Raw genomic sequence first — 22,714 nt, 5'->3', positions numbered from 1 at the left:
ATCCTATTGAAGTTTGGAAAAACAACGAGTAATTCATGCATTCATACAATATTTCAACAGCAATGACAGTTGCAGCTTGGTGGTGGCACTCCCTAACTTAACGGGCGGTGTGCACTGTAGTGCGTGAATGAATACACATAAAGGCCCGTTTATACGGGCCTTTTTTTTGTCTTTTTGCAGTTGGAGAGTAGCAAAAATGAGTTTAGCGGAACTGGGGATTTCCCCAGGTAAGGTAGAGACAATTGAGCAGGTGGGACACTATGTCGATGATCCACTTGCCGCGTTTGCCCACCTTTGTGGCAATAAAAATAACGCACTGCTTTTAGAGTCGGCAGAAATTGATTCTAAAGACGATTTACAAAGCTTGTTAATGGTTGACGCAGCACTGCGCATGAAATGCCGGGGCAACCGCGTTGAAGTGAAAGCACTGACAGGCAACGGCGCTTCAGTGTTACCTTTGTTTGTTGACCACGCCCCTGACGGCCTACACATCAAAGAAAGGACAGACACTTCAATTACGTTGGTGTGTGATGAAGCCGACGGTGAACTTGACGAAGACAGCCGCTTGAAGGCCGCAAGCGTAATGGACGCGCTTCGCATTGTTATCAATAAGATAACGCCAATCCGCCAACATCCCCACGCGGTTTTCTTAGGCGGTGTATTTGCCTACGACATGCTTGCAGGCTTTGAAAAATTACCCGATGTTGCAGAAGGTGAAAATGACTGCCCAGACTTTGTGTTTTACTTGGCAGAGACCTTAATTACCGTTGACCACCAAACCCGCGAGACACATTTAATTGGCAGTGTTTTTAGTGGACAAGACGTTGCCCAGCAATACTTTGCCATTGCTCAGCGCTTAGAAGCAATTCATCAGCAGCTTCACGATATGCCCGCTGAGCCAGTGCTAGTAGGTGCAAATACAGCAAAGATTGCTGATGTAGAAAGTGAAGCACAAAGCGGACAGTCACTCGTTTCCGACTCAGAAAATTCAAACGAAACCGAAAACGGACAGTCACTTTCTTCTTTTGACCCAAGCGTTGAAGTGAGTGTTGATTTAAGGGATGAACAGTTTTGCAACCATGTGTTGGACTTAAAACAGCACATTTTAGCTGGCGACATTTTTCAGGTTGTGCCCTCGCGCACATTCTCTCTCCCCTGCCCGTCGCCACTACTTGCTTACGCTAAACTTAAAGAATCAAACCCAAGCCCTTACATGTTTTACATGCAAGATGCCGCTTTCAGCATATTTGGTGCCTCTCCTGAATCAGCGCTGAAATACGAAAGAGAAAGTAATCAGGTAGAGATCTACCCGATTGCCGGTACCCGTCCACGTGGCAAGCGCCCTGATGGCAGTATCGACAGAGATTTAGACAGCCGTATTGAGCTTAACCTTCGCGAAGACACCAAAGAAAAGTCTGAGCATATTATGCTGGTTGACCTTGCTCGAAACGATGTTGCAAAGGTGAGTCGCCCAGGTACGCGCTATGTGAAAGACTTGCTAAAAGTTGACCGTTACTCTCACGTGATGCACTTGGTGTCGCGCGTAGTTGGCCAGCTACGTGACGACTTAGATCCACTGCACGCTTATCAAGCCTGCATGAACATGGGCACCCTGGTTGGCGCACCAAAAGTAAGCGCAGCGACGTTAATTCGCGAAGTAGAGAAAAAACGCCGCGGCAGTTATGGCGGCGCGGTTGGCTACTTGAATGGTCAAGGCGATATGGACACTTGTATAGTCATTCGCTCAGCGTTTGTGAAAAACGGCACGGCTTATATTCAAGCGGGTGCAGGTGTAGTATATGACTCGGTTCCACAAGCTGAAGCTGATGAAACCCGCGCTAAGGCACAAGCGGTAATTGGTGCAGTAAAAGCAGCGCTACAAGAAGAAGCTGAAAGTATCAACGTTGCATTAAATGTAGGAGGCAACGCATGAATCAGCAAGTGACCACCCTATTTTTGCTCGACAATGTAGACTCATTTACCTACAACCTTGTGGACGAACTGCGCACCTTAAACCTAGACATTAAGGTCTATCGCAACACGGTTTCAGCAGATGCTTTGTTTGAAAGAATGCAGGAGCAAGCAACGAAAGGCCCAGTGCTTCTTATGCTGTCGCCAGGCCCAGGCGCACCAAGTGAAGCTGGCTGTATGCCTGAGCTACTTAAAAAAGTACACGGTGTGTTCCCCGTAATTGGTATTTGTTTAGGCCATCAAGCTATTGTTGAGCATTACGGCGGCACCGTAGGTCGCGCCAGCCAAGTTATGCACGGCAAGTCTTCTGCTATTACTCATTCTGAAGACGCTATGTTCAAAGGCTTACAGCAGCCCTTACATGTAGCACGCTACCACTCTTTAGTGGCACATTCATTGCCTGAAAACCTTACTGTTTGCGCATCTACAATAAACGATGACGGCAGTGAGGCCGTAATGGCAGTTTACAATAGCGAAGATCGCATGTTGGGTTTCCAATTTCACCCAGAATCTATTTTAACAGCCCACGGCAGTTTGCTGTTAAAGCAAAGTATTGACTATTTAACGTTACAGGGAGCGAACCATGCTTAACGCAGGCCCTCTACTAGAACAAATTATGTTGCGAGAATCACTGTCGCAAACCGAGGCATACAGCTTGTTTAACAGCATCATGCACGGTGAGCAAAGCGAGGTGATGATTGCTTCAGTGCTGACTGCGCTGAAAATGAAAAAAGAATCTCCCAGCGAAATTGCGGGTGCGGCGAGTGCCATGGTTGCCAATGCACTGCCCTTTCCCACACCGTCTTATGAGTTTGCAGATATCGTTGGTACAGGCGGAGATGGCCACAACACCATTAATATTTCCAGTGCAGCCGGTGTAGTTGCCGCATCTTGTGGCGTGAAGGTGGCGAAACACGGTAATCGCAGTGTATCGAGTAAGTCTGGCTCTGCTGATTTATTTCGCCAGTTTGGTCTTAATTTAGAAATAAGCCCAGAAACATCCCGCAAGTGCTTAGATGAAGCAAATTTCACATTTCTTTTTGCACCGGTTTATCACGCCGGTATGCGCCACGCAGCCCCCGTGCGCGCTGCGATGAAGACCAGAACCTTATTTAATATACTGGGGCCGCTGGCAAACCCGGCGGGTCCAACTCATGGCGTTTTCGGCGTATACTCTCCTGAACTGCTTGAACCTTACGCAAAAACCCTTATGCTGCTTGGCCAACACCGCGCAATGATAGTGCATGGCGATGGCTTGGATGAACTGGCGCTTCACGGCGAATCAATGATTTACGACCTTGAGCATGGCGATATTCGCAAGCTTACCGTTACCGCTAAAGACTTCGGTTTACCTCATTATCCTCTTTCTGCGATTGAGGGCGGTGAACCTGAAGAAAACAGACAATTTGTTGAAGCAGCGCTAAACGGCGAAGGCAAAGAGGCGCACCGTGCCGCTATCGCCATGAACTGCGGGGCACTGTTGAAAGTAACCGGCAAAGCATCAACTTTCAAAGAAGGGGCTGAAATGGCGATGAACGCTATGGCCGAAGAGTTACCCATGCAGTTATTAACGAAGGTTGCCAAAATTACTCAGGAGGTAAGCACGAATGGCTAATGTGCTTGAGAAAATTGTTGCAGACAAACGAGAAGAAGTGGCCGCACGCAAAGAAGCACTGCCGCTAGAAAGCTTCAAGGCGAATCTAGTTCCTTCCGAAAAGAGTTTATTTGCCGCACTTAGTGAACCAAACGCAGGCTTTATCTTCGAATGCAAAAAAGCATCGCCTTCAAAAGGCCTTATTCGAGAGCATTTCGATTTAGACGAGATCTTAGCGGCTTACACGCCTTATGCTGCCGGTATTTCTGTGCTGACAGACGAGAAGTACTTCCAAGGTAAATTTGAGTACTTAGCTTATGTTACTGAGCGGGTTGCTCAGCCTGTGCTTAACAAAGATTTCTTCGTTGATACCTATCAAGTGTATCTAGCCCGTCACTATAATGCCGACGCAGTGCTATTAATGCTTAGTGTGCTAAATGATGACGAATATCGCGAGTTGGCAAGCGTTGCCAATGCTCTGTCATTAGACATTCTTACCGAAGTAAGCAATGAAGAAGAGATGGAGCGCGCTATTGCCCTTGAAGCCAACATCATTGGTATCAATAATCGCAACTTACGCGACCTTTCTACCGATTTAGCGACCACCGAACGCCTTGTGCCCATGCTTGAAAAAGCCACGCACGACTACGTGGTTATTTCAGAGTCGGGCATTTACACACACCAAGATGTGCTTCGTTTAGCGCCTGTATCCCAAGGCTTTTTGGTGGGCAGTGCTTTAATGGCCGAGGCTGACCTACCGCGCGCTGTGAAAACGTTAGTGAATGGCGCAGTTAAAGTGTGCGGGCTTACCAGCCCCGAACAAGCACAAATGGCGTTTGATAAAGGCGCAGGCTTTGGCGGGCTTATCTTCGCCGAAAAATCGCCACGCTGTGTGAGCGAAGCACAGGCTTTGACCATAACGCAAGGCGTTGACGGTGCTTTTGTTGGTGTGTTCGTTAATCACGACATTGATGACGTTGCTTCTCTTGCTGCTTCACTCAATTTGTTTGCCGTTCAGCTACACGGTAGCGAAGATGACGCTTACATTTCAGCGCTTGCGGCCAAGCTTCCAGAAAGTTGTGAAATTTGGAAAGTCGAAGGTGTTAAAGCAACTTCTTCTGAGGCTCTACCTGAAACAGTGGACAGACACTTAAAAAATAGCCTTGTAAGCCGCGTTCTTCTGGATTGCCAAGTAGGCGATGCAAAAGGCGGTACAGGCGAAGCCTTCAACTGGCAGTTATTAAACGATATCGAAGCAAAGCATAAGTTAGTGCTTGCTGGCGGTATTAACGCCCAGAACGTTGCAGATGCTATTGCAACCGGCAGTGGTGCTATTGATGTTAATTCAGGTGTAGAAACCGCACCCGGCGTGAAAAGCGAAGAAAAACTCGACGCGCTTTTTGCCATTTGCCGCCGTTACTAATTTAAATACAGGACAACGTAATGAACCAGTTAGATACAAAATTTGGTGAATTTGGTGGCATGTACGTGCCCGAATTACTTATTCCAGCGCTAGACCAACTGGAAAAGGCATTTTTGGATGCCAAGGACGACCCGACATTTAACGAAGAGTTTTTATCTCTGTTAAAAGACTACGCCGGTCGCCCAACGTCAATGACGTTAACTCGCAATCTGGTAAGTAACCCAAAGGTAAAGTTATACCTTAAGCGTGAAGACTTACTACACGGTGGTGCACACAAAACTAACCAGGTGTTGGGCCAAGCGCTGCTGACTAAGCGCATGGGTAAAAAAGAAGTTATCGCCGAAACTGGCGCAGGCCAACACGGTGTTGCAACCGCGTTAGCATGTGCATTGTTGGGGCTAAAAGCACGTATTTATATGGGTGCGAAAGACGTTGAGCGTCAAGCGCCAAACGTGTTTCGTATGAAGCTAATGGGCGCAGAGGTTATTCCTGTGAATGCCGGTTCTGGTACGCTTAAAGATGCCGTAAACGAAGCAATGCGCGACTGGTCAGCGAACTATGATAAAGCGCACTATCTGTTAGGCACAGCCGCGGGCCCACACCCGTTCCCGACTATTGTTCGTGAATATCACCGTATGATTGGTGAAGAAACTCGTGCACAAATTATGGAAAAAGAAGGTCGCTTACCTGACGCCGTAGTAGCATGTGTGGGCGGAGGCTCAAATGCTATCGGTATGTTTGCAGACTTTATTGATGAGCCATCTGTACGCCTAGTGGGCGTTGAGCCTGCGGGTAAAGGTGTGCACACCAAAGAGCACGGCGCAACTATCGTGACGGGTACAAAAGGTATTCTTCACGGCGCTTACACCTTCATTATGCAAGACAAAGAAGGCCAGATTGAAGAAAGCTACTCAGTATCTGCTGGTCTCGACTACCCTGCTGTTGGCCCTCAGCATGCTTATCTTCACGACATTGGCCGAGCGGAATACGTTGCCGCTACCGACGAAGAAGCGCTGAATGCATTCCAATTGCTTGCCAGGAAAGAAGGCATTATTCCTGCCCTTGAGTCGTCACATGCCCTTGCACACGCGCTTAATATGGCAGATGAAGCGGAAGAAGAAACCATCATCGTAGTTAACTTATCTGGTCGTGGCGACAAAGATTTAGCGCACGTTATCAACATTTTAGGGGACGATTTATAATGGATAGATATGCACAAATGTTTGCCGAGCTTGATAAAAAGAACCAAGGCGCTTTCGTACCTTTCGTAATGGTTGGTGACCCCGATTTAGCGCAATCTGAAGCCATTATTTGCCAGCTAGTAGAAAGCGGTGCTGACGCACTTGAGTTAGGTATACCTTACTCTGACCCCATCGCTGATGGCCCGACTATTCAAGCTTCTGCCATTCGCGCATTAAGTAACAAGGTGACGGTAGCAGATTGCTTGGGTGTTATTTCACGTGTTCGCGCAAAATATCCAGACGTGCCTATCGGCTTGCTTCTGTACAGCAACTTAGTAATGGCCCAAGGCATCGAAAATTTTTACAATAAAGCGCAAGAGGCAGGCGTTGACTCAATTTTGGTCGCTGACGTTCCTATTCGCGAAGCAGCACCTTTCCAAAAAGCTGCAGAAGCAACAGGCATTTCTCAGATTTTGATTGCACCGCCCAATGCTACTGACGAAACCATGGAAAAAATAGGGGAATACTCAAAAGGCTACACCTACCTGCTAGGTCGTGCGGGCGTTACTGGCGCAGAAACTGCGGCAAACGTGCCTGCTTCAGAGCTTATTGAGCGCTTGAATAAACACAAAGCAGCACCAGCATTGTTAGGTTTTGGCATTTCCACACCTGAACAGGTTAAATCTGCTATTGACGCAGGTGCCGCTGGCGCAATTTCAGGCTCGGCGACGGTGAATATTATCGCAGCTAATTTATCGGACAGTCACAAAATGCTAAGCGAGCTCGGCAGCTTTGTTGAAAGCATGAAAGCAGCCACGGCAAAAGGATAAACGTATGCTATATATGATTTGTGCAACCGATGTTGCGGACAGTTTAGAAAAACGCCTAGCGGCGCGACCTGCTCACCTTGAACGTTTGAATGCATTAAAAGATGCGGGCCGTTTAGTTATGGCAGGCCCCTTCCCTGCTGTAGATAGCCCAGATCCTGGCCCAGCCGGATTTACTGGTTCGCTAGTAGTAGCAGAGTTTGATTCACTAGAAGCTGCTCAAGCATGGGCAGAAGCCGACCCGTACATCGAAGCAGGTGTTTACGAAAGTGTTGTAGTTAAACCCTACAAAAAGGTTTTGCCTTAATTTTTAGCTAAACGCTACATAGTAAACAGCTATAAATAACAAAAGCCCCTTAAGACCGAATAGCTCCGGTTTTAAGGGGCTTTTTTGTTGCTTTAACAGTAATGAAGCTAACACTTATTTATTAAACTAATGTGGACAGTCACTCATTTGCTAGACTAATGAGGACACACACTCGTAATTGTTCACCACGCTTCATTTAGTTGATAATGGACAGTCACTTAATTATCAGCCAATAATCGCAATAAAGAATTCCTTGTGGACAGACACTCGCTCCTCTGAGTAAGTGTCCCTCCCCTCAAAGCTTAGTCATACAATTGGCCCATAATGCTGCGTTTAAAGATCGACCTTTTCGTGTTCACCCATCTCTTCTGGCTTTACCGTTTTACCAGTAAGCATTTTAAACATGCCTTTGAGTGAAGGGTCTGCATCCCACACTTCTGCATCTATTAGTTCAAAGCGAAGCATTAACAAAGAAGGATCATCTTTGCCTTTCTCGAACCACGCTTCTACTGGATTAGTCCAGTATTTATCAATCACCTCTTTACGTGATTCAACAGTGAGGTTGCCTCGTATACAAGCAAATACATCATGACCTTTGGATGCAAAATGAACCATGGCTTTTCCACCTTTAGCAATGCGGTTGTCTCGACTAGTGTAAAACCAAAACTCGCCATTAGCGTCTTTATCAAGTTGAGCATACATTGGCTCAGCATGCATATCCTCACCGACCAGACTTACCATTACTTTTGGACTATCTGACAGTGCTTTCCACATTGTTTTCTTAATATCGCTAGACATAGCTCCTCCTTGTTGAAAATAAGTGTCTGTCCGACGTTACTCTTGAATTGAGCAGTTGAACTGAACACCTTATTTTCTTTTTATTGATTCATCTGAAGCTTATTCCTCGCACGTGGCATGCCAAAAAAGTCAATATACCCCCGTTCAGCTGCCAAAAGAGTTATTGAGAAACACCAGCTTTTTCACCCAACGCGAGGCAGGTACAGGTTTGGACAGACACTCATATATTCCCATGGCCTATATGAACTATGTAACGGAAACCGTAGGCAGTCACTCGCTTGCACAATAAACATTGATCTCCCTTAATAACAAATCAACAAAGTGGACAGACACTTTTTCAAAATAAGAGTAAAGATTACTCAATATGACTTACTAACCAGAGCACTTAAATAAATGCGTCACTTTAAAGCTTAGAAATAGAGTTGTGGAGACTTAGACTTGTGGACAGACACTCTCATTTTGACTTCCGGCCTCTTAGCAATCAAGTGTCTGTCCACAATATTTGCTCTTTCGTAAATGCCATTTACTTAAGGCTTATATACAGCTTTTGCTCCGCAATGTAGACTAAACCTAGTTCAGAATGGGTTCAGTTAACCAAGTTATACTTATCTGTAGTTTGGCCTGAGTGGGATAATAATTGTGAGGTTGTATGAAATTATCGCTTCGTGTTGCAGTAGTTTGTTTAGTGTTAGCTTTGTCTAACACTACGCCAGCTTTGGCGTTTCAAGGCTCTGGCGGCGATATATCAAAAAGCGAAGCTGCTGAGCGCGCTCGCGTTGCTGTAAATGGGCGCGTCTTAAAAGTTGAACAGACCTCAAAAAACTATCGGGTAAAAGTACTTAAAAAGTCAGGGCGAGTAGTATCAGTAGATGTAGACAAACGCTCAGGCAAGGTAAAAACAAATAAAGATAAGGACTAATATGCGTATCCTTGTAGCCGAAGACGATAGCAGATTATTAACCCAGCTTGATGCGCTTCTTCAGCAAAATGGCTATAGCGTAGACCTAGCCGATAATGGTGAGCACGCGCTTTTTCTCATTAAAGAATATAACTATGACTTAGCTATCGTCGACATCGGCATGCCAAAGCTAGACGGATTTGAGGTTATACGAAAAGCCCGTCAAGCTGATATTTCCTGCCCTATACTCATTTTAACTGCTAGAGATAGGTGGCAAGAGAAAGTGGAAGGCCTTGATGCCGGAGCCGATGACTACCTCACCAAACCTTTTCATAACGAAGAGTTACTTGCTCGAACAAAAGCACTAATTCGTCGAGCTTCAGGGCAAGCGAACCCGACCATTCAGTTCGGCCCTATCTCGCTGGATACCGTTAGTGAAGAACTATCGTTAAACGGTCAAGCTCTTGATTTAACAGCTTACGAATACAAAGTCATGGAGTACCTTATGCTTAACCCGCAAAAGGTTATCTCAAAAACAGAGCTAACTGAGCACATTTATGACCAAGATTTCGATTTAGATAGTAATGTCATAGAAGTTTTCGTAGGTAGACTCCGGAAAAAGCTAGATCCTACAGGTGAATTAAAGCCAATCGAAACCCTTCGAGGTAGAGGCTATAGGATAAATAGAAGTTTATGAGGCAGTTGTCGCTTCGTCTTCGGAGTATCTTTTTAGCGATTGTGCTTCTAGCGTTATTTGCGCCTTTTACTGTTGTCATTTTAGACGAAGCGTATACTGATAGCCTCACGCAAGCCAAGATGAGTGAACTTAGGTTAATGAACTTAGGTCTGCTATCGGCTTTCGAGTTAGATGGCGATCTGCCCTATATGCCTGAAATTTTATACGAAGAGCAGTTAAACCTTCCGGGGTCAGGTTATCTTGGCGTCATTGTGTTTCGAGACGAAGTAATTTGGCAGTCAGCCTCAGCTCTTGAATATACCTTTGCACCACCTGAGCTAGACGTTGCAGTGGGTAACGAGTTATTTTTGGATTCTCATACACCTAAGTTTGAAGAAGATTCCCAGTTTTTTGTATATGCCTTCACTGCAGAATTTGCTTCAAGTAGAGACTTCGAGCCTGTTCGGTTTTATATATTTAACAATAAAGCACTTTTTGAAGCAGAGCGGAATACGTTCTTAGACACGACGTGGCAGTGGATTTTCACGCTCTGTATAGCACTCCTAATTTTTATCATTATCGGGATTAGCCTAGTACTTCTTCCTGTTAGGAAGTTAATTGACGAAATTTCACAAGCCTCAAGTGGACATAAACGCCAGTTAGAATCACGCTATCCAGTTGAATTCGATTCCTTAAAACAATCCATTAATGGTTTGCTTCAAACTGAGGCCGCCCAAAGGGCGAGATATAAAAACAGTTTAGGAGACTTAGCACATAGTTTGAAAACGCCTTTGGCAGTAGCATCGGGCACTAGCGATTTACCTACTGAGGTAAACGAAGCATTACAGCAAATTGACCGAATCATTAAACGCCAGCTGAAAAGAGCGAGTGCTGGAAAATCTGGCTGGCAACAAGCTATCTATATATTACCCATTTTGCACAAGCTTGCCGATGCGATGGACAAGGTTTACCGAGATAAAGCCCTTACCATTGAGCTAGAAATGGATGAGGACACTCAGTTTAAAGGGGACGAGACCGACTTCATGGAGCTTTGTGGCAACCTTTTAGACAATGCATGCAAAGCAGCAACCAATAGAATTATCGTATCAGCGTCGAAGCGTGCTGGTTGGCTAACAATTAAAGTAGAAGACGACGGCCCTGGTATTCCTGACGACAAAAAGGTGCTTTTGTTAGAGCGAGGAACTCGACTTGATACCTATACAGAGGGTCACGGAATAGGCATGGCGTTGGCGGCCGATTTAGTTTCAATCTACGAAGGTAGAATGCTCATCGAGGACAGTTCGCTTGGCGGTGCTCGTATCGTTATTCAATTTCCCAATCACGAATAGTGTTTTAAAAAGTACAACGAAGTTTGTGCATGACCGTTAAATCCTTGAACTTTCAGTTGCTCAAGTATGAAAGTGTACAGACACTCGAGTTCCTACAAAAATTTGGTGAGTATGGAAAGTGGACACACACTTATTCTTGCGCAAAAGTTTGGGGCAGACAGACACATTCTCAATTGACTGATTAGCTAGAGACCAATAAGAGATTTTTTTAAATCGATTGAGTGTCTGTCCACTATCGACTTTCAAACAAATGTCTGTCCACTTTCTACTTACACAAAGTTACGACGCAGACTTCTCACCTTCACTCGATAACAGCACCGCAAGCCACTTGCTCTCCTCGCGAGACTCTAGAGCTATTTTTACCACCATGGTTAACGGAACTGATAGCAACATTCCAACGGTGCCTAGCAGCCACCCCCAAAATATTAGCGAAAGGAATACCACAAGTGTAGAGAGCCCCATGCCTTTACCCATCAATCTCGGTTCCACCATATTTCCCATGATGGTGTTAACAAGCACAAAGCCAAGTGCTGCGAAACCTGCTGAGGCTGGACCAAGCTGAACAAATGCGATGAGTACAGCTGGCACAGCTGCAATGATAGATCCAATGTTAGGAATAAAGTTGAGCATGAACGCCAACACAGCCCAAAGCATGAAATGATCTACTCCCATCACATACAACCAAATGCCAATAATTAAACCTGTCCCTAAACTGACCACAGTTTTTATCGCTAAGTAACTGTTCACAGAACGAATAAATCTGTCGATATGCTTTAGTTTCATTCCAGGATCTGCAAGGGCAATATGCAACCGGCGTGGGATACTGTCAGCTTCAAAAAGCATGAAAATGACAGTAAGAAGAATAAGGAAGAGATTTGAAAGTACGCCGCCCATCCCGCTGATGAAATTTGTTGCTACAGACATAGCCGTTGCGGGGTCAAGGTGCGAAGCAATTAACTCTCTATTGATGTGAATATTAAATTCAGCCAATTTGGACACAACCCAGGCAAACTCGGTATCAAGCTTACTTCTGTATTCTGGCAGATTTTCTCGAAACTCGGTCATAGACTGGCCAACTAAGCCAGCCAAAAGAAAACCAAAAACAACGATAAGCAGTATAACAAAAGTTATAGAGAGCCATTTAGGCACGCCGAATTTAGAGGTCCAGCGTATAATTGGACTACACGCGATTGCTATAAAAATAGAGAGAAAAAACGGTACCATGATTGTGCTGGCGGCTTTAATTCCGGCCATCACTACCACTAAACACGCTAAAACGATAAGAATCTTTGCTGTTGGCGAGCGTAGTTCCATTGACATTGTGTGCTACATTCCTGACTGAAACGACAACACTTTACAACGACTTATAAACAACTACAAACAAGAGACTTCAATGAACTTTAATCTTGCCACTATTAAAATTAAAAACCTAAGACTACGCACATACATTGGCATTAATGAAGATGAAATAAAAAACAAGCAGGATGTTGTTGTTAACGTGAAAATTGATTACGACGCTGAAAAAGCCACAAACACCGACGATATGAGTGATGCGCTTAATTACAAAACGATTACAAAGGCAATCATCAAGCTTGTAGAAGACAACCGCTTTTCTCTTCTGGAAAAACTTACCGCCGATGTGTTAAGCATTGCAGCGGAACATTCTTCGGTGCGCTACGCTGAGGTTGAGGTCGATAAGCCACACGCCCTTAGATTTTCTGATTCCGTGTCCCTGACACTATCTTGCAATAAGACGGGATAAGGTCATACCTCGAGGAGCTAATTGTGAACATTCTTTTGACCGGTGGAACAGGGCTGATAGGAAGCGAATTTATTCGTCAATATTCTCGAGAACATGAATTCACGGTGATTTCTCGCGGCTTTGCAAAGGCAAAGAGCAAATTGGGGGATAACGTCAAAATCGTCGAGAACGTTTCTTCGATAGAAAATTTTGAGAATTTCGACGCAGTAATTAATTTAGCTGGTGAGCCTATCGCCGATAAGCGCTGGACAGACACTCAAAAGAAAAAAATTTGCGATAGTCGCTGGGACATCACTTCTGAGCTAGTCTCAAAAATAAATAGTTGTGATGCGCCTCCGTCCGTTTTCCTGTCGGGCTCTGCGATTGGGTACTACGGCAATCAAGGAGACAAGCTTGTAACTGAAGAAACTCCTCCTCATAACGAGTTCACCTATGAACTGTGTGCTAAATGGGAGGCCATCGCCCAAAGTGTAGCCCAAGCTAAGACGCGTGTAGTAACGCTTCGAACTGGTGTAGTTCTCACCGAAAAAGGCGGAGCGTTAGGGAAAATGGCACTACCGTTTAAATTGGGGGCTGGAGGTACACTTGGGAGTGGTAGTCAGTATTTGGCCTGGATCCACTTACAAGATATGGTGCGAGCTATTTCATTCTTGCTCGAAAATAGCGCATGTTCTGGTGCATTTAATTTAACGGCACCGGAGCCTGTCACGAACAAGGAATTCTCTAAAGCGCTCGCAAAATCACTTAACCGACCTTGCCTGTTCAATGTCCCGGGCTTTGTTATGAAAGTCGCCATGGGCGAATCGTCGACGATGATACTTGAGGGGCAAAGAGTCATTCCTCAAAAGCTTACTACCGCCGGTTTCAGTTTTGAATTCCCCTCTATCGACAAGGCGCTAAGAGAAATATATCGCGCATAGTTGAATTACTGAAATTCGTTATGTGCCTTGTGGACAGTCACTTAAATTGCCAAGCAAGTGTGTGTCCACATTTATTGCACAACATTATCGCGAGGCATGCTGCTTAGTCACAAGCCTCAAAAACTTCTATTTACTATCAAAGCTGAGCACTTCTCAAACTCTTCGCGAAAACCATTCTTTTGTAATTAGTGAACTTTGCTGTGAAATGCACAGTGGACAGACACTCATTTGAATTGAGTGACTGTCCACTGCCCTTAATCTAAACGGCATTTAATCGAGTGTCTGTCCGTTTTGTATTAAAGCGCATTTTAAACTAACGCAACAATACCTATACCATATTCCTCAGCATCTGACTGGTATTAAGTGTAAGCAAACGCCAGCATCCAAACGCACCTAATATGCCTACAACGACAGCGCCAACGCTTGGCGCTATTGCCCAGTATTCTGGGTGTAAGCTTGCTTCCATTTGGAATACAGAGGTTTGAAGTAAATAAAGGCTCAACTCATTGGCCATTGCTGCCATAAAGCCTGCTACTACACCAATGATAACAAACTCAAAAATCACACTTTTTCTTATCAACGCCCCCTTTGCACCGAGCGTCCGAAGTATTGCTATTTCCTGTCTGCGTTCATCCATACTCGCCTGTACCTGAGCAATCAATACTAGACTTCCCGCCATTAAAACCAGTACCAAAATAAACTCAACCGCGACAGAAACCTGGTCCACAATCTCTCGAAGCTGGTTTATTCGAGCATCTACATCAAACATTGTGATTGAAGCAAACGGCTTTAAAAGGTTCGTTAGCTCTGCCTTCCTATCGGTAGGCAGATAAAAACTAGTAATATACGTTGGGCTGAACGCAGCCATCGCATCTGGATGAATAACAAAAAAGAAATTAGGCTGCATTGTCTGCCAGTTAACGGTACGAATACTCGTTACTTTCGTTTCAACAATTTCGCTTCCCACATTAAAAGTAAGCCTATCGCCCATTTCAATATTTAATCTTTCAGCAACACCTTCTTCAACAGAAACGGGGAACCATCCTTCGCTGTATTGTGTTTCCACATTTCCATGCCAATTCCCTTCAATAATCTCGTTTTCTTTTTGTAACGCGTTACTCCAAGTTAGGTTCGCTTCTCTGCCTAGGCCTCTTCGACCTTCACGATTTGGCTCGTCTTCTTTAGAGACTTCAGTGTTTACTCCTTCCCCATTTACCGAAACGAATCGCCCTCGGATAACAGGATAAAACTCTTCGATACTTATGCCATTGTCAGCGAAGTGTCTGTCCAACTCTGGCTGTATGTCCGGTGTGATATTTATTAAGAAGTAGTTTGGTGTACCTTCGGGTAGTTGCGAACGCCATTGCGAAACCATGTCATTTCGCATTACAAGCACTACTAGAAGCAGCATTATCGTGACTGAGAAGCTAATAAGCTGCACACTGTTGTCCATTGCACGTCGCTTAATACGTGCCCATGCCAACTGCCACGCCCCCATTCTTCCACTGCCCAACTTGCGTCCCACAGCAATTAAGATGTACGTAGCGCCAAGCAGTCCGAGCACCAGGGCAGCGCCAGACACAAAAAGAATAGCGCTAATTTTTAAATCGCGGCTGTACATCCACATCAATAAAAATATCGCACCACCGGAAGCCACGAACTGAATGCTTCTGGAACGTAAATTCGCTGAAATGTCCTTTCTTAATACGCGAAGCGGAGGAACTGAAAATAGCTGTAAAAGCGGATATAAGGAAAAAAGCAATGCACACGTTGCACCTGTAGCAACGGCGATTAAAAGTGGCCGCCAATGCCACACGTCAAGAGATACATCCACTCTGTCCGCTACAAGTGAAACCACCACTTGCTGACCGATAAAACCTATAACGAGCCCAATAAAAATACCAAGCCCAGTGATAAATAAAATTTGGAACAAATAGACTTTTCGAATGGTACTGCTTGTTGCCCCCAAGGTCTTCATTATTGCTACGGGATCAAAGTGACGTTGAGCATAACGCTGAGCAGCAACGGCAATGGAAACGGCCGCTAATACTATTGCTAACAAACTCGCTAACAGAAAATAGCGCTCAGCACTTGCGACAGAACGCCCTATCGCTGACTCGTCATCTTCGACTGTACGCCACGAGTGTAAGTCGTCATTTAATTGGGGCAATAACCAGGTATTGAAGTTTTCTATGTCACTAGCATCACCGGCAAAAAAGCCCACATAACGAGCGCGACTCCCTGGCCCGGTTATCGCAGTTTTTTCCAAGTCGTTTAAGTTAATTAGCGCAATAGGGTCAGTATTAAACACACTAAAGCCAGCATCGGGAATATCTACCAACACATGGGTGACGGTAAAAGTTCCATCACCAATTTCGATACTATCGCCAATAGAAAGCCCCAAGCTCTGAAAAAGCCGAGACTGTACCCATGCTTCCCCAGACTGAGGTAACTCTGCAGTATTGCGTTTTTCTCCAAAAGGCTGGTCGGTAATATTGACTGTCCCTTTCAGTGGATAAGCGTCATTCACGGCTCGTAAATCAACAAGCGACATCTCGTCGCCTTTAAATACCATTGAACGTGTTGCCACCTGCTTTGCCGTCGAAAGGCCCTCTTCTTGGGCTCTAGCTATCCAATCTTCATTTATAAGGTCATCTGAACGAAGTTGCGCATCTGCTGCAATGAATGCTGCAGAGCGAGACTTTAGTGCGCCCTGTAAACGCTCACTGAAAAGTGACAGCGACAATACGGCAGCCACAGATAGCACAATGGCCAGCAATATGATGGTCAATTCACCACGTCTAGCCTCATGCTTGAAAAGCCGCCAAGCTAAATTAAAAGACGTAGACATCTAAACCGCCTCTTTCTTATTCATTGTGTTCGCGCCAGTTGTTTCAACTAATTCGCCAGCATTCATAGTGAGTTGCCTGTCACAATGTTCCGCAAGCTCGTTATCATGAGTTACGAGTACGAGAGTTGTACCTTTTTCTCTATTCATCTCGAACAACAGCGCTTCGATTTTTTCACTATTTTTGGCGTCTAGGTTGCCGGTAGGCTCATCGGCGAAAAGTATTTTGGGAGAGGTAATAAATGCTCGCGCTATGGCAACGCGCTGTTGCTCCCCCCCCGACAACTGATTAGGGAAGTGATGTGCGCGAAGTTTCAATCCGACTTGCTCTAGAATATCCAAAGCTAGTGCCTTTGGGTTATCAAGCCCTGCAATTTCTGCCGGTAGCATCACGTTTTCCAAGGCTGTTAAGCTTTGAACTAACATAAAGCTTTGGAAAATGAAGCCTACTTTATTTCCTCTTAAAATTGCGCGCTCTTCTTCATTCATGCTGTGAAGTGCTTCACCATCTAAGAAAATTTCCCCTTCTGTAACTTGGTCAAGCCCAGCTAACAAGCCCAAAAGGGTTGACTTACCCGAGCCCGACGCGCCAATAATGGCAACGGACTCACCAGACTTGACTTCAAAAGAAATAGGACGAAGGATCTGCAGTGAACCTTCACTCGTATCCACTACTTTGGTTACAGCATTAGCTTTTATCATAAGAGGTCATCAATTCGTGTTTGTTAAATTTCGTTATTTGTTTGCTTTTTTACTTATTCTTTTAATACCCTTTCAATCGCTATCAGATCAAGCCGAGCAGAGCGACACAAGCGAAAATGCGGTTTTACTTATCTTAGGTGACAGTTTATCCGCGGCTTATGGATTACAGCAACATGAGGGATGGGTCAGTTTGTTACAAAAGATGTGGCAAGACGACAACATTCCGATTGATATTGTAAATGCTGCGGTAAGCGGAGAGACCACTGACGGTGGTTTAGCGCGATTTCCCCGCTTATTAGAGCAACACAACCCTACCCATGTATTGATTGAACTGGGCGGTAATGACGGCCTTCAGGGCCACAATATCGGTAAAATTAGAGATAATTTAGATTTGCTGGTAAGTGTTGCAAAGGATAGTAATGCCGTAGTATTTCTACAAGAAATGCAAATTCCTTCTAATTACGGCAAACGCTACACGCAAATGTTTACTCAAAACTTCAATAAAGTAGCGGAAGCTCAGGATGTTCAAAAGATTCCCTTTTTTCTTGAAGACATAGCGCTAAATAAGGACTTAATGCAAAACGATGGTATTCATCCAAATGCTGAGGCACAGCCTTTGATCGCTAATTTTATGGACAGACACTTAAGAAGTTTAATTCTTAGCGCTCAATAATTGTGCTAATCTTATTAAGTGATTTTTTAAATGCGAGGTTTGTTTATGGACGTTTCTTCTGTTAATTCGTCTCCTGTTTCCACTGTCTTAGAATCGCCACAGCGACCTACTCAACAGGTTGAGCCCCGTAATGTGCAAGAAAGTCGCGAGACTCAGCCTCAGAGCACACAGCAGACCTCAAGCACTAACGATGGGCGTGTGGGTTCTAGAGTTGATGTGTTTGTGTAATTTTCTATTGAAAGAAAGTTGTTAGGGACAGACACTCGTTCAGATTTTTGTCTAGTTTCCTAGCAAGTGGACGTGTATGTGCAAAATAATGGAATTAGAAAGGACAGACACTTACTAGATAAGAGTGTCTGTCCTTTTTCCTTTTAGCCTATTTGACGCAACGATGGATTTTTATTCGTTGTGAGGCTCGAGTGTCTGTCCACGATTTTCAATCTTAGTTATTCAACTTCTACTAATATTCATTATGAGACTTAATTGAAGAGCTCTCATTTGAAGCAACCGACCCTAAAACTGTCCTAAAGACCACTTAACATTGACGCCGTAAATCTCATAATGCTAATAAATAGCTATGGGATACGGATATGCCTCTACCTCGTTACAAGCAAATAAATACTGATGTTACACCTTATTACCACTGCATTTCTCGCTGCGTAAGGCAATCTTACCTTTGTGGTCGCGATGCCCGCACTGGCATAAACTATGAGCATAGAAGAAAGTGGATTCAAGATAGGCTTCACAAGCTATCGCAAGCATTTGCCATTGATTTATGCGCTTACGCTGTCATGCATAACCATATTCATGTTGTACTCCATATAGCGAAGGGTAGAGCTGATGGTTGGACGATGGATGAGGTCTTGCTTCGGTGGAGGATGTTTTATAAATGCCCGCCCGTAGTGCAGCGATATTTAGAAAATTTTGATTCCGTAACGTTAGATGAGCTAGCAGAATTAAAATCACTATCTGTTATATATCGAGAGCGACTTCAAAGCATCAGCTGGTTTATGCGTATGCTCAATGAATATATTGCTCGAAGAGCTAACAAAGAAGATGAATGTAGGGGCTATTTCTGGGAAAGAAGGTTTAGGTCACAAGCTATACTCGATGAGAAAGCACTGGCCAGTGTAATGGCTTACGTCGATTTAAATCCCATTCGAGCAAAAATAGCGACGACGCTAAGCAACTCTCACCATACTAGTATCCAATATCGCTTGAATGCCAAACGCTCGAATAAAACGCCTAAGTTTTTGATGCCTTTTAGCGATAGTCACCACAAGAACACCGTGCCGTTGCCCTTCGCATTTACCGATTATTTGCAGCTTATCACTGATACGATGAATGCGGAAAGTAATAACGATACCTGCAAAGTCCCAAAGCTTCCTAACCGCTTGTTAAGTAAGCTTGGAATGACAAAAGAGAACTGGCAGCTAGTAACTAATAATTTTGAAACACTTTTTACTGGGCCTGTCGGTTGCCCTGAAAACATGGAGAATTTCGCCAGATGCTGCAAAAGAGCATGTCGCCCAAACGTCACGAATGCCCAAAAGTATCTTTCGTGAACCTCTAACACTATTGCATAAATGCTTGGCTAAATGTCTGCTTGGCGTGCAAGCACATCAACAATGTCCTGAGATTTTGTTAGGCGCCTTATGTCGTTGAATAGAACTTCAGCTTCAGGGTATTGTCTTTTCAGATAGCCGCACCATTGCTTAATTCGGTTGGGGTAATATTTGCCTTTATCACCAAAAATTTCGTAGCCAGAGTACTGAATCAGCAAAGCGGCCAGTTCAGACCATGGCATAGGTGCTACACCCTCTTTAATACTCAGCGCCAAATTAGGCATTGCCAATGCACCTCGTCCAATCATCAGGTTGGTACACCCTGATTGGCTCTGACAACGCTGAGCGTCTTCAGCGTTCCAAATTTCACCATTTGCGACAAGTGGAATATCGGTATGTTGTTTTATCTTCGCTATCCAGTCCCAATACGCCGGTGGTTTATACCCCTCCGTTTTGGTCCGCGCATGAACAACGAGCTCAGAAGCGCCCGCTTCAGTGATAGCTATAGCATTCTCGATAGCTAAAGATTTGTCTTCAAAACCTAGTCTGATTTTGGCAGAAACTGGGATTTCTGCAGGAACAGCATCCCTTACAGCTTTCACAATGTCATAAAGGGTTTGGGTTTCTTTCAACAAAACCGCCCCGCCCTTACTTTTATTAACTGTTTTGGCAGGGCAACCAAAATTTAGGTCAACACCAGGGGAGCCCAGCTCTATTGCTGTTTGTGCATTCTCTGCAAGCCACTGTGGATGTTGTCCTAATAATTGAACTCGGACAGGCACACCTGCCGGAGTTTTGCCATCATTATGAAGCTCAGGACAAAGTCTATAAAACGTTTTCTTTGGTAATTTTTGATCGACAACTCTTACAAATTCAGTAACGCACTGATCGAAACCACCCACGCGAGTAAGCATATCTCTCATTAAGTGGTCAACAACGCCCTCCATAGGGGCAAGCATTACTTTCATTGCAAAAATCTCAGTTTAATAGAACATAAAATCGGCGCGGGAGTTTAGCAAAAAGCACTTATATCAGCCAGGCTTTGATGCTTAGTTTTTCAACTTCTGTGACTGTCTATTTAAGGTGAGTTTAAGGTGGTGTTGAATTGCAGTTGTTTAAACTTAGTAAGTGTCTGTCCGCTAGACACTTTACTTCATGTGGGAGTGATGCTGGCTTCTAATTTTATACGAATAGAAAAGCTTGTGTGTCTGTCCATACGTAGAAAATTCATGATAGAAGTCCGTACTTAGCCTATTTACAAGGCTGTGACTGGGTAGCGGCTTCCTTTTCTAAATTTTCAAGGCGAGTGAATACGGCCTTCTTTTGATTATCGGTGTATGTCCGCCAGTTAATGATTTCTTCAATCGTACGTTTACACCCAATGCAAATGTCTTCTTCGGTTAATTTGCACAAGGCTACACATGGGGAAATTAAGTTCATAAAGCTTCTGTTTTATCCAGACCGTCTTTTTTACTCTGTACTCGCGAAGCTGCGATAGTCGCCATTGTAGTCTCAGATAGTTCTTTATTGGACCACAAACAAACATGACAACCAAAGCGCGATTCAAGATATGAGGAAAACTCAGTGTCTGTCCCACATTCATACCTCACTAAATTTTGCTTTTTACCGTCGTAAATAACTGCAGAATAAGTAAACACAAAGAGCCTCCTAAAAAAGAGGCTAAAATATACATCTAGACGTCTAAACGTTCAAGCGTCTAATTTAAATAATCGAGTGCAGCGCAAATTGCGGCCACCTGAGCATCATTGCAATTCTCGGGTGTCGCATTATCGCTATCGGGATAGACTTCTGTGGTTGTGACGTACTTAGCATCTGTCATACCTCCACAAAGATACAACGACTTCTTGTCATAGCAAATTACACCTTCGCTCACCACATCCGCACCTATAATCTTTCCGTTTTCATCGGCCGGTGCGATATGCGTTACTTTTTTCACAGCCTCGATAACTGCTTTTTGAAACTCTATTTGAGGACTTGGAGTGTTAGCAACCGTATAGAAACCATCTGGAATGTTCCAGTTATCATGGGTCACCCCATCCCGTGCAGCCAGTGCTGGCCTAAACTCACTATTGTCCGTGTCTGTCGTTTCATGCAAATCAATATGAAGCGTAAGAGATAACGCTAAATCAGATACTAATTGCATAAGCTGAGCGGACTCTGGTGCAGGAGAATCACTGAAAAACGAGCGATTTGGATCTAATGCCAGCGGATTCCATCGATTTATAGTTTCGTAGCCCCAGGGACTTACGCATGGCACAACAACAATATTTACGTGGTTAGCATATTCAGACAGCTTTGTTTCAATAAATTGTAGCGCACCTTGCACACCACTGGTTTCGTAGCCGTGTACACCGCCTGTAACAAGTGCAGACGGCTTTTCAGCATCAAAACTCTTAGGAATGACAACATATAGTGGGTAACGCGCTGTATCGTAAGGAAGTGCCCCATACTGCTTTAACTCAAAACCTTCAGGGATAATATTGAAAAGTTTATTAAGTACTTCTTCCTGATAACTTCTTTTCACAGTCTGCTGTGCTTTCCATTGGGCTTTTTCTTCTTCGTCCCACGGCTCACCAGGAGTTCCAATTGGATAATTCTGCATATAACACCTCTTTTGTATTTTTTAGATCATAACAGTTTCAGCAAGCTCGCGTATCTATCACACAAAAGTTTCTTAAACGGTTGTGACATGAGTTCTTTACGCATTGAACCTTTGAAAAGTACTAGCGGGAAGGCATTGACGCGTCTTTGATAAGAATTGCAAATTCCGATGAATATGAACGGTGTATGTCTAAGTAGATGGTTTTAAGAGGAATAGAAGAGTGTCTGTCCACAGTGTTTTAAGCCAGAAACAAAAAAACCAGCCGAATGGCTGGTTTTTTCGATATGGCGTCCCCTAGGGGATTCGAACCCCTGTTACCGCCGTGAAAGGGCGGTGTCCTAGGCCTCTAGACGAAGGGGACTGAAAATTTTCTTTCGAAAGCACCGCTTTCGAGATTTCAGTTAGGAAAAGTGAGTCAGCGAACTGAGCGACCTTACCCTACCGAAACTTTCAGTCAGAAGTTGATTAATCAACTCCAGCCTATTTCACAGTTTCAATCGACTGTGACGCGATAAAATGGCGTCCCCTAGGGGATTCGAACCCCTGTTACCGCCGTGAAAGGGCGGTGTCCTAGGCCTCTAGACGAAGGGGACTGAA

General features: G+C 44.4%; 22 protein-coding genes and 2 tRNA genes. 15 read left to right on the top strand and 9 right to left on the bottom strand.

Features of this window, described 5'->3' with window-relative positions:
- Positions 1-196: 196 nt before the first annotated feature.
- Genes ACXAGV_RS06475 through ACXAGV_RS06445 form a run of 7 tightly spaced genes read left to right on the top strand, consistent with a single transcriptional unit; the run spans position 197 to position 7,303 of the window.
- A complete protein-coding gene (locus ACXAGV_RS06475; protein WP_474872547.1) occupies positions 197-1,933 on the top strand; it encodes an anthranilate synthase component 1 in 1,737 nt (578 codons plus the stop codon).
- Positions 1,930-2,562 carry an aminodeoxychorismate/anthranilate synthase component II gene (locus ACXAGV_RS06470; RefSeq protein WP_338853353.1) on the top strand — a complete coding sequence of 211 codons (633 nt, stop codon included), beginning with the start codon at positions 1,930-1,932 and terminating at the stop codon, positions 2,560-2,562. The genes ACXAGV_RS06475 and ACXAGV_RS06470 overlap by 4 nt, the downstream gene beginning before the upstream one ends.
- Complete coding sequence (gene trpD / locus ACXAGV_RS06465; RefSeq protein ID WP_474872546.1) at positions 2,555-3,586, top strand: anthranilate phosphoribosyltransferase; 1,032 nt, start codon at positions 2,555-2,557, stop codon at positions 3,584-3,586. Before ACXAGV_RS06470 ends, trpD begins: the two co-directional genes overlap by 8 nt.
- The gene (gene trpCF, locus ACXAGV_RS06460; protein ID WP_474872545.1) at positions 3,579-4,988 is read left to right on the top strand and encodes a bifunctional indole-3-glycerol-phosphate synthase TrpC/phosphoribosylanthranilate isomerase TrpF; all 1,410 of its coding nucleotides are present in this window, start codon (positions 3,579-3,581) and stop codon (positions 4,986-4,988) included. The genes trpD and trpCF overlap by 8 nt, the downstream gene beginning before the upstream one ends.
- 20 nt (positions 4,989-5,008) lie before the next feature.
- Complete coding sequence (trpB, locus tag ACXAGV_RS06455; protein ID WP_014976090.1) at positions 5,009-6,190, top strand: tryptophan synthase subunit beta; 1,182 nt, start codon at positions 5,009-5,011, stop codon at positions 6,188-6,190.
- Positions 6,190-6,999 carry a tryptophan synthase subunit alpha gene (gene trpA, locus ACXAGV_RS06450; protein ID WP_474872544.1) on the top strand — a complete coding sequence of 270 codons (810 nt, stop codon included), beginning with the start codon at positions 6,190-6,192 and terminating at the stop codon, positions 6,997-6,999. Before trpB ends, trpA begins: the two co-directional genes overlap by 1 nt.
- Before the next feature lie 4 nt (positions 7,000-7,003).
- Positions 7,004-7,303: a YciI family protein gene (locus ACXAGV_RS06445; protein ID WP_025254698.1), complete on the top strand. Its 300-nt coding sequence runs from the start codon at positions 7,004-7,006 to the stop codon at positions 7,301-7,303.
- A gap of 333 nt (positions 7,304-7,636) precedes the next feature.
- Here the strand turns inward: ACXAGV_RS06445 and ACXAGV_RS06440 are convergent, their stop codons facing one another.
- Complete coding sequence (locus ACXAGV_RS06440) at positions 7,637-8,101, bottom strand: pyridoxamine 5'-phosphate oxidase family protein (RefSeq protein WP_474872543.1); 465 nt, start codon at positions 8,099-8,101, stop codon at positions 7,637-7,639.
- Between the two features lie 649 nt (positions 8,102-8,750).
- On the opposite strand from ACXAGV_RS06440, the gene ACXAGV_RS06435 reads away from it, so the two are divergent.
- The 3 genes from ACXAGV_RS06435 to ACXAGV_RS06425 are packed head-to-tail and all read left to right on the top strand — an operon-like array spanning position 8,751 to position 11,024.
- Positions 8,751-9,020, top strand: coding sequence for a PepSY domain-containing protein (locus ACXAGV_RS06435; RefSeq protein ID WP_474872542.1), 270 nt, complete (start codon positions 8,751-8,753; stop codon positions 9,018-9,020).
- 1 nt (position 9,021) lies between these two features.
- Complete coding sequence (locus ACXAGV_RS06430; protein WP_474872541.1) at positions 9,022-9,696, top strand: response regulator transcription factor; 675 nt, start codon at positions 9,022-9,024, stop codon at positions 9,694-9,696.
- Positions 9,693-11,024: an ATP-binding protein gene (locus ACXAGV_RS06425; RefSeq protein ID WP_474872540.1), complete on the top strand. Its 1,332-nt coding sequence runs from the start codon at positions 9,693-9,695 to the stop codon at positions 11,022-11,024. The genes ACXAGV_RS06430 and ACXAGV_RS06425 overlap by 4 nt, the downstream gene beginning before the upstream one ends.
- A 279-nt stretch (positions 11,025-11,303) precedes the next feature.
- Here ACXAGV_RS06425 and ACXAGV_RS06420 read toward each other — a convergent pair whose 3' ends face one another.
- A complete protein-coding gene (locus ACXAGV_RS06420) occupies positions 11,304-12,344 on the bottom strand; it encodes an AI-2E family transporter (protein ID WP_014948934.1) in 1,041 nt (346 codons plus the stop codon).
- A 73-nt stretch (positions 12,345-12,417) separates the two neighbouring features.
- On the opposite strand from ACXAGV_RS06420, the gene folX reads away from it, so the two are divergent.
- Positions 12,418-12,786, top strand: a complete 369-nt coding sequence (gene folX / locus ACXAGV_RS06415; protein ID WP_012517852.1) for a dihydroneopterin triphosphate 2'-epimerase — start codon at positions 12,418-12,420, stop codon at positions 12,784-12,786.
- 23 nt (positions 12,787-12,809) lie between these two features.
- Complete coding sequence (locus ACXAGV_RS06410) at positions 12,810-13,706, top strand: TIGR01777 family oxidoreductase (RefSeq protein ID WP_474872539.1); 897 nt, start codon at positions 12,810-12,812, stop codon at positions 13,704-13,706.
- A gap of 328 nt (positions 13,707-14,034) precedes the next feature.
- Here the strand turns inward: ACXAGV_RS06410 and ACXAGV_RS06405 are convergent, their stop codons facing one another.
- Both ACXAGV_RS06405 and ACXAGV_RS06400 read right to left on the bottom strand, forming a co-directional pair.
- Positions 14,035-16,557 (bottom strand): ABC transporter permease, encoded by a 2,523-nt coding sequence (locus tag ACXAGV_RS06405; protein WP_474872538.1) that lies wholly within the window; start codon positions 16,555-16,557, stop codon positions 14,035-14,037.
- The gene (locus ACXAGV_RS06400) at positions 16,558-17,256 is read right to left on the bottom strand and encodes an ABC transporter ATP-binding protein (RefSeq protein ID WP_474872537.1); all 699 of its coding nucleotides are present in this window, start codon (positions 17,254-17,256) and stop codon (positions 16,558-16,560) included.
- A gap of 16 nt (positions 17,257-17,272) precedes the next feature.
- Between ACXAGV_RS06400 and ACXAGV_RS06395 the strand changes: the two genes are divergently transcribed.
- The 3 genes from ACXAGV_RS06395 (at position 17,273) to ACXAGV_RS06385 (ending at position 19,494) form a co-directional block, all read left to right on the top strand.
- Entirely contained in the window at positions 17,273-17,929 is a 657-nt protein-coding gene (locus ACXAGV_RS06395) for an arylesterase (RefSeq protein WP_474872536.1), read from the top strand.
- A 45-nt stretch (positions 17,930-17,974) separates the two neighbouring features.
- A complete protein-coding gene (locus ACXAGV_RS06390) occupies positions 17,975-18,157 on the top strand; it encodes a hypothetical protein (protein ID WP_202940837.1) in 183 nt (60 codons plus the stop codon).
- Between the two features lie 362 nt (positions 18,158-18,519).
- On the top strand, positions 18,520-19,494 hold the full coding sequence (locus tag ACXAGV_RS06385) for a transposase (protein ID WP_474872535.1): 975 nt from the start codon (positions 18,520-18,522) through the stop codon (positions 19,492-19,494).
- 29 nt (positions 19,495-19,523) lie between these two features.
- Here ACXAGV_RS06385 and dusC read toward each other — a convergent pair whose 3' ends face one another.
- The 5 genes from dusC to ACXAGV_RS06360 all read right to left on the bottom strand — a co-directional run bounded on the left by dusC (position 19,524) and on the right by ACXAGV_RS06360 (position 22,710).
- Entirely contained in the window at positions 19,524-20,462 is a 939-nt protein-coding gene (dusC, locus tag ACXAGV_RS06380) for a tRNA dihydrouridine(16) synthase DusC (RefSeq protein ID WP_474872534.1), read from the bottom strand.
- A gap of 283 nt (positions 20,463-20,745) precedes the next feature.
- Entirely contained in the window at positions 20,746-20,934 is a 189-nt protein-coding gene (locus tag ACXAGV_RS06375) for a DUF1289 domain-containing protein (RefSeq protein ID WP_474872533.1), read from the bottom strand.
- Positions 20,935-21,211: 277 nt separating this feature from the next.
- Positions 21,212-22,117 carry a M14 family metallopeptidase gene (locus ACXAGV_RS06370; protein ID WP_474872532.1) on the bottom strand — a complete coding sequence of 302 codons (906 nt, stop codon included), beginning with the start codon at positions 22,115-22,117 and terminating at the stop codon, positions 21,212-21,214.
- A gap of 285 nt (positions 22,118-22,402) precedes the next feature.
- Positions 22,403-22,478: transfer RNA gene (locus ACXAGV_RS06365), tRNA-Glu, on the bottom strand.
- Positions 22,479-22,634: 156 nt separating this feature from the next.
- A tRNA-Glu gene (locus ACXAGV_RS06360) sits at positions 22,635-22,710 on the bottom strand.
- Positions 22,711-22,714: the final 4 nt, after the last annotated feature.

The organism is Alteromonas sp. ABH4_453 (assembly GCF_056160665.1).
The sequence above is the reverse complement of the archived record's forward strand: the minus strand, read 5'-3'. Positions and strand labels throughout refer to the sequence as shown.

What these genes read in the sequence shown, in the direction of transcription:
- ACXAGV_RS06475 (WP_474872547.1), top strand. Translation starts at nt 197, where the DNA reads ATGAGTTTAGCGGAACTGGGGATTTCCCCAGGTAAGGTAGAGACAATT.
- ACXAGV_RS06470 (WP_338853353.1), top strand. Translation starts at nt 1,930, where the DNA reads ATGAATCAGCAAGTGACCACCCTATTTTTGCTCGACAATGTAGACTCA.
- trpD (WP_474872546.1), top strand. Translation starts at nt 2,555, where the DNA reads ATGCTTAACGCAGGCCCTCTACTAGAACAAATTATGTTGCGAGAATCA.
- trpCF (WP_474872545.1), top strand. Translation starts at nt 3,579, where the DNA reads ATGGCTAATGTGCTTGAGAAAATTGTTGCAGACAAACGAGAAGAAGTG.
- trpB (WP_014976090.1), top strand. Translation starts at nt 5,009, where the DNA reads ATGAACCAGTTAGATACAAAATTTGGTGAATTTGGTGGCATGTACGTG.
- trpA (WP_474872544.1), top strand. Translation starts at nt 6,190, where the DNA reads ATGGATAGATATGCACAAATGTTTGCCGAGCTTGATAAAAAGAACCAA.
- ACXAGV_RS06445 (WP_025254698.1), top strand. Translation starts at nt 7,004, where the DNA reads ATGCTATATATGATTTGTGCAACCGATGTTGCGGACAGTTTAGAAAAA.
- ACXAGV_RS06440 (WP_474872543.1), bottom strand. Translation starts at nt 8,101, where the DNA reads ATGTCTAGCGATATTAAGAAAACAATGTGGAAAGCACTGTCAGATAGT.
- ACXAGV_RS06435 (WP_474872542.1), top strand. Translation starts at nt 8,751, where the DNA reads ATGAAATTATCGCTTCGTGTTGCAGTAGTTTGTTTAGTGTTAGCTTTG.
- ACXAGV_RS06430 (WP_474872541.1), top strand. Translation starts at nt 9,022, where the DNA reads ATGCGTATCCTTGTAGCCGAAGACGATAGCAGATTATTAACCCAGCTT.
- ACXAGV_RS06425 (WP_474872540.1), top strand. Translation starts at nt 9,693, where the DNA reads ATGAGGCAGTTGTCGCTTCGTCTTCGGAGTATCTTTTTAGCGATTGTG.
- ACXAGV_RS06420 (WP_014948934.1), bottom strand. Translation starts at nt 12,344, where the DNA reads ATGTCAATGGAACTACGCTCGCCAACAGCAAAGATTCTTATCGTTTTA.
- folX (WP_012517852.1), top strand. Translation starts at nt 12,418, where the DNA reads ATGAACTTTAATCTTGCCACTATTAAAATTAAAAACCTAAGACTACGC.
- ACXAGV_RS06405 (WP_474872538.1), bottom strand. Translation starts at nt 16,557, where the DNA reads ATGTCTACGTCTTTTAATTTAGCTTGGCGGCTTTTCAAGCATGAGGCT.
- ACXAGV_RS06400 (WP_474872537.1), bottom strand. Translation starts at nt 17,256, where the DNA reads ATGATAAAAGCTAATGCTGTAACCAAAGTAGTGGATACGAGTGAAGGT.
- ACXAGV_RS06390 (WP_202940837.1), top strand. Translation starts at nt 17,975, where the DNA reads ATGGACGTTTCTTCTGTTAATTCGTCTCCTGTTTCCACTGTCTTAGAA.
- ACXAGV_RS06385 (WP_474872535.1), top strand. Translation starts at nt 18,520, where the DNA reads ATGCCTCTACCTCGTTACAAGCAAATAAATACTGATGTTACACCTTAT.
- dusC (WP_474872534.1), bottom strand. Translation starts at nt 20,462, where the DNA reads ATGAAAGTAATGCTTGCCCCTATGGAGGGCGTTGTTGACCACTTAATG.
- ACXAGV_RS06375 (WP_474872533.1), bottom strand. Translation starts at nt 20,934, where the DNA reads ATGAACTTAATTTCCCCATGTGTAGCCTTGTGCAAATTAACCGAAGAA.
- ACXAGV_RS06370 (WP_474872532.1), bottom strand. Translation starts at nt 22,117, where the DNA reads ATGCAGAATTATCCAATTGGAACTCCTGGTGAGCCGTGGGACGAAGAA.